Annotated in this window: 1 protein-coding gene; it reads left to right on the top strand. The window is 71.7% G+C overall.

Going from position 1 to position 5,080, the window contains the following annotated elements; translation table 11 throughout:
• Window positions 1–15: 15 nt before the first annotated feature.
• Window positions 16–5,080: SDR family oxidoreductase (locus AB0C46_RS40575; protein ID WP_362834156.1), on the top strand; the 5,065-nt coding region annotated here is incomplete at its 3' end.

The following is a 5,080-nucleotide window of genomic DNA, read 5'->3' as shown; positions in this document are numbered from 1 at the left end:
CCGATGGTGTCCGCGTTGACGGGGGAGTGGTTGTCGGGTCCGGAGCTGGATCCGGCCTACTGGTACGCGTCGCTCCGGGAGACGGTGGAGTTCGAGCGGGCGGTCCGGGTCCTGGGCGAGTCCGGGCACGGGGTGTTCGTGGAGGCGTCCCCGCACGCGGTGCTGACCAGTGCCGTGGGTGATGTCGTCGAGGATGTCGAGGGCTCGGTGGTGGTCGGCACGCTGCGGCGTGATGAGGGCGGCGCCGAGCGCCTGCTGACCTCGCTCGCCGAGGCCTACGTGCGGGGCCTTCCGGTCGACTGGGCCGCGATCCTGGGTGGCGGCACGGCCGTGGACCTGCCCACCTATGCCTTCCAGCGGCGGCGCTACTGGCTCGGCGCCGTGGCCTCCGTACAGGCCGACGGCCCGGACACCTCGGTCGACGACTGGCGCTACCGGATCGTCTGGCAGGCGGCCGACGGGAACCGGGCCGCCACGCCGACGGGTACCTGGCTGCTGGTCGGTGACGGCCCCGACCGGGAAGCGGTCGCGAACGCGCTGACGGCACACGGCGCGAGCGTCGTCGCGGTCGCAGGGCCGGAGGACGTCGATGCGGCGCTGGCCGAGGGCGTGGCCGGTGTGGTGTCGCTGCTGGCCCTGGACGAGACGCCGCTGGCGGAGCACCCGTTGGTTCCGGGTGGTCTGGCCGGGACGGTCGACCTGGTCCGGGTACTGGTCGAGACCGGGGTCACGGCTCCGTTGTGGGTGCTGACGCGTGGTGCGGTGCAGGTCGGCGCGGACGAGGTGACGACGAGTCCGGTGCAGGCCCAGGTCTGGGGTCTGGGCCGGGCCGTGGGCCTGGAGCACGCGGACCGGTGGGGCGGGCTCGTGGACCTACCGCCGGTGTGGGACGCCGAGGCCGGCGCCCGCCTGGCCGGTGTCCTTGCGGATGGCCGGGAGGATCAGGTCGCGGTGCGGGCGTCGGGTGTGTTCCTGCGTCGGCTGGTGCGGGCAGAGGCCCGTCGTGTCGAGGCGGAGGGCTGGTCGCCGCGTGGCACGGTCCTGCTGACCGGTGGTACGGGGTCGATCGGTGTGTGCATAGGTCCGTGGCTGGCCGAGCGCGGTGCGCCGAGGGTGGTGCTGACGTCCCGGTCCGGTCCGTCGGCGCCCGGCGTGGCGGCGCTCGCCGCCGCCGTTGCGAGTGAGGGTACCGCCGTCGAGGTCGTCAGCTGCGACCTGGCGGTCCGGGACCAGGCGACCAGCCTGGTGAACTGGATCGAGAACTCCGGTCCGGGCCTGTCGACCGTCCTGCATTCGGCCAACGCGCCGATCTTGGCGCGGGTGGAGGACACCAACCGCGAAGGCCTCGCGGCGGCACTCGGCGCGAAGGCGGCCGGTGCGGTGCACCTGGACGAGGCGACGGCGGGCCTGGGCATCGACGAGTTCGTGATGTTCTCGTCGATCTCGGCGACGTGGGGCAGCAACGACCACGGCGCCTACGCGGCCGGCAACGCGTTCCTCGACGCGTTGGCGGAGGACCGCCGGGCCCGGGGTCTGCCGGGTACGTCGATCGCCTGGGGCGTGTGGAACACCCGTGACTGGGACGCCGTGGACGCAGTGATGGATCAGGCGCCGGGCCGGGTGACGCCCCATCGCCTGCTGCGGCAGGGCATGAACTTCCTGGACACCGACCGGGCGTTGACGGCGCTCGGTGAGGTCCTGGCGGACGACGAGACGTTCATCGCCCTGGCGGACGTGGAGTGGGAGAAGTTCGCGCCGGTGTTCCGCGCCGCGCGCCCGCGCCCGCTGCTGGACACCATCCCCGAGGCCCAAGACGAGACGGCCACCGGGACGGCTGCGGACGAACGCGGAGAGTTCGCCTCGCGGTTGGCGAACGCCCCGGCCGCCGATCGCCGGCGGACCGTCGTGGAGCTGGTGCGCTCGCACGCGGCCGCGGTGCTGGGGCATGACTCCGCGGACGAGATCATGGCGACGCGGGCGTTCCGTGAGCTGGGCTTCGACTCGCTGACCGCCGTCGAACTGCGCAACCGTCTGAACAACGCGTGCGGCCTGCGGCTGCCGTCCACGGTTGTCTTCGACCACCCGAGCGCTTCCGCGCTGGCCGACGAGATCCTGACCGCGCTGTTCGGGTCGGAGGGCTCGGGCCAGGTGGTCGCGGTGGCCGCGGCGCCTTCGGAACCGATCGCGATCGTCGGCATGGCGTGCCGCTACCCGGGCGGCGTGCGCTCCCCCGAGGAGCTGTGGGACCTGGTGGCCGCGGGCGGGGACGCGATCAGCGGCTTCCCGGCCGATCGCGGCTGGGACGTCGAGGCGCTGTTCGACCCGGACGCGGATGCCGAGGGCTCGACCTATGTGGTCGAGGGCGGATTCCTCAGCGGAGCCGGGGACTTTGACGCCGGGTTCTTCGGGATCAGCCCGCGCGAGGCGATGGCCATGGACCCGCAGCAGCGGCTGCTGCTGGAGACGTCCTGGGAGGCGATCGAGCGCGCGGGGATCGATCCGCAGGCGCTGCACGGCTCCGCGACGGGCGTGTTCGTCGGCGCGGCTCCGTCCGGCTACTTCGGCGCGGTCGGGGACGAGGCCGGGGTGCAGGCCCACCTGATCACCGGTAACGCGCTGAGTGTGCTGTCGGGCCGGGTCTCCTACTCCTTGGGTCTGGTGGGCCCGGCGGTGACGGTGGACACGGCGTGTTCGTCGTCGTTGGTGGCGCTGCATCAGGCGGTGCAGGCTCTGCGGTCGGGCGAGTGTTCGGTGGCGCTGGCGGGCGGTGTGACGGTGATGGCCGACCCGGGCGAGTTCGTCGGCTTCTCGCGACTGCGGGCGCTGTCGGCCGACGGCCGCTGCAAGGCGTTCGGCGAGGGCGCGGACGGCATGGGCATCGGCGAAGGCGTCGGCATGCTCGTGCTGGAGCGACTGTCGGACGCCCGCCGCAACGGCCACCAAGTGCTGGGCGTGTTGCGGGGGAGCGCCGTCAACCAGGACGGTGCCTCCAACGGCCTGTCCGCGCCCAACGGCCCGTCGCAGCAGCGCGTGATCCTCTCCGCGCTGGCCAACGCCCGGCTGTCCGCGTCCGACGTGGACGCGGTGGAGGCGCACGGCACCGGCACCACGCTCGGCGATCCGATCGAGGCCGGTGCGCTGCTGGCCACCTACGGCCAGGGACGTGCTGGGGACCGGCCGTTGTGGCTGGGTTCGGTGAAGTCGAACATCGGGCATGCGCAGCAGGCTGCTGGTGTGGCGGGTGTGATCAAGATGGTGATGGCGTTGCGGCATGGTGTGCTGCCGAAGACGCTGCACGCCGACGAGCCGTCCTCGCACGTTGATTGGGAGACGGGGAATGTCCGGCTGCTGCAGGACGCGGTGGACTGGCCGGCCGGTGACCGGCCGCGCCGGGCCGGTGTGTCGGCCTTCGGGATCAGCGGCACGAACGTCCACGTGATCGTGGAGGAGGCTCCGGCCGTCGAGGTGGCGGCCGAGCCGGAGGCGGAGCCGGAGAACGAGCAAGGGTCGGCGCTTCCGGTCCTGACCGGTGGGACGTCGATGTGGCGGGTCTCTGGTCGCAGTGCCGCGGCGCTTGCCGGTCAGGCGGGTCGGCTGCGTGAACATGTGGTGGCGCGGCCGGAGTTGCCGGTGGGTGATGTGGCGTGGTCGTTGGCGACGACGCGTGCAGCGCTGGAGCACCGGGCTGTTGTGCTCGGTGGCGAGCGGAGTGAGCTGGCTGAGTGTCTGGCGGCCGTGGCGACGAAGCAGCCGGCTCCTGGTGTGGTGACTGGTTCGGTGGCTCCTGGTGGTGTGGGGCGGACGGTGTTCGTCTTCCCCGGCCAGGGCAGTCAGTGGGTTGGCATGGGGCGTGAGCTGGCGGAGGTTTCGCCGGTGTTCGCTGCCAGGTTGGCGGAGTGTGCGGCGGCTCTTTCTCCGTTCGTGGAGTGGGAGTTGGACGATGTGTTGGCTGGTCGTCATGGTTTTGAGGCTGCGGATGTGGTGCAGCCGGCGTTGTGGGCGGTGATGGTGTCCCTCGCCGCGGTCTGGCAGGTGGCCGGTGTCGCTCCCGACGCGGTGGTCGGCCACTCCCAAGGTGAGATCGCGGCGGCGGTCGTGGCTGGGATCCTGTCGCTGGAGGATGCGGCGAAGGTGGTGGTTCTGCGGAGCAAGTCCCTGACGGCGTTGGCAGGTCGGGGCGGGATGCTGTCGGTCGCGGAGCCGGTGGAGGGTGTCCGGGCGCGGATCGCGTCATTCGGGGACCGCTTGTCGGTTGCGGCGGTGAACGGTCCGTCGGCGACGGTCGTGTCGGGTGATGCGGATGCGTTGCGTGAACTGGCGGAGTCGTGTGGGGATTCGCCGCGTGCCCGGATGATTCCGGTCGACTACGCGTCGCACAGCGCGCATGTGGACGAGCTGCGCGAGGAGATCCTGTCCGTCCTTGACGGGATCCGGCCTCGCGAGGCGCAGGTTCCGATGGTCTCCGCGCTGACGGGCGAGTGGCTGTCGGGCCTGGAGATGGATCCGGCCTACTGGTATGCGTCTCTCCGGGAGACGGTCGAGTTCGAGCGGGCGGTCTGTCTGCTCGGTGAGGCCGGGCACGGGGTGTTCCTGGAGGTGTCCCCGCACCCGGTACTGACGCCGGCGATCAGCGACGCTCTGGAAGAGCAGTCCCCCGTTGTGGTGGGCACGTTGCGGCGTGATGAGGGCGGCGCGGATCGTCTGCTGGCGTCGTTTGCCGAGGCGTATGTGCGGGGGCTTCCCGTCGACTGGGCAGGGCTCTTGGGCAGTGGTTCGATGGTGGATTTGCCGACTTACGCGTTCCAGCACCGTCACTACTGGCCGGAGGCGGTGGCCGAGGTTTCCGAGGGCCCGGCCGTTGACGCCGAGTTCTGGGCTGCGGTCGAGGGCGGGGATGCCGATGGTCTGGCGGCAGCGTTGAACATCGACGGTGACCGGTTGGGTGAGGTGCTGCCGGCGCTGGCCGAGTACCGGCGTCGCGGTCAGGCCGATGCGGCGGTTGCGGACTGGCGGTACCGGGTGTCGTGGGTTCCGGTGAGTGAGCCGGGTGCCGGTGGGGTGCTGGCTGGGACGTGGTTGC

The sequence above is a fragment of the Streptomyces sp. NPDC048637 genome (assembly GCF_040650675.1).
GTDB lineage: Bacteria > Actinomycetota > Actinomycetes > Streptomycetales > Streptomycetaceae > Streptomyces.
Note: the sequence above shows the minus strand (reverse complement) of the source record. Positions and strands in the feature narration are given on the sequence as shown.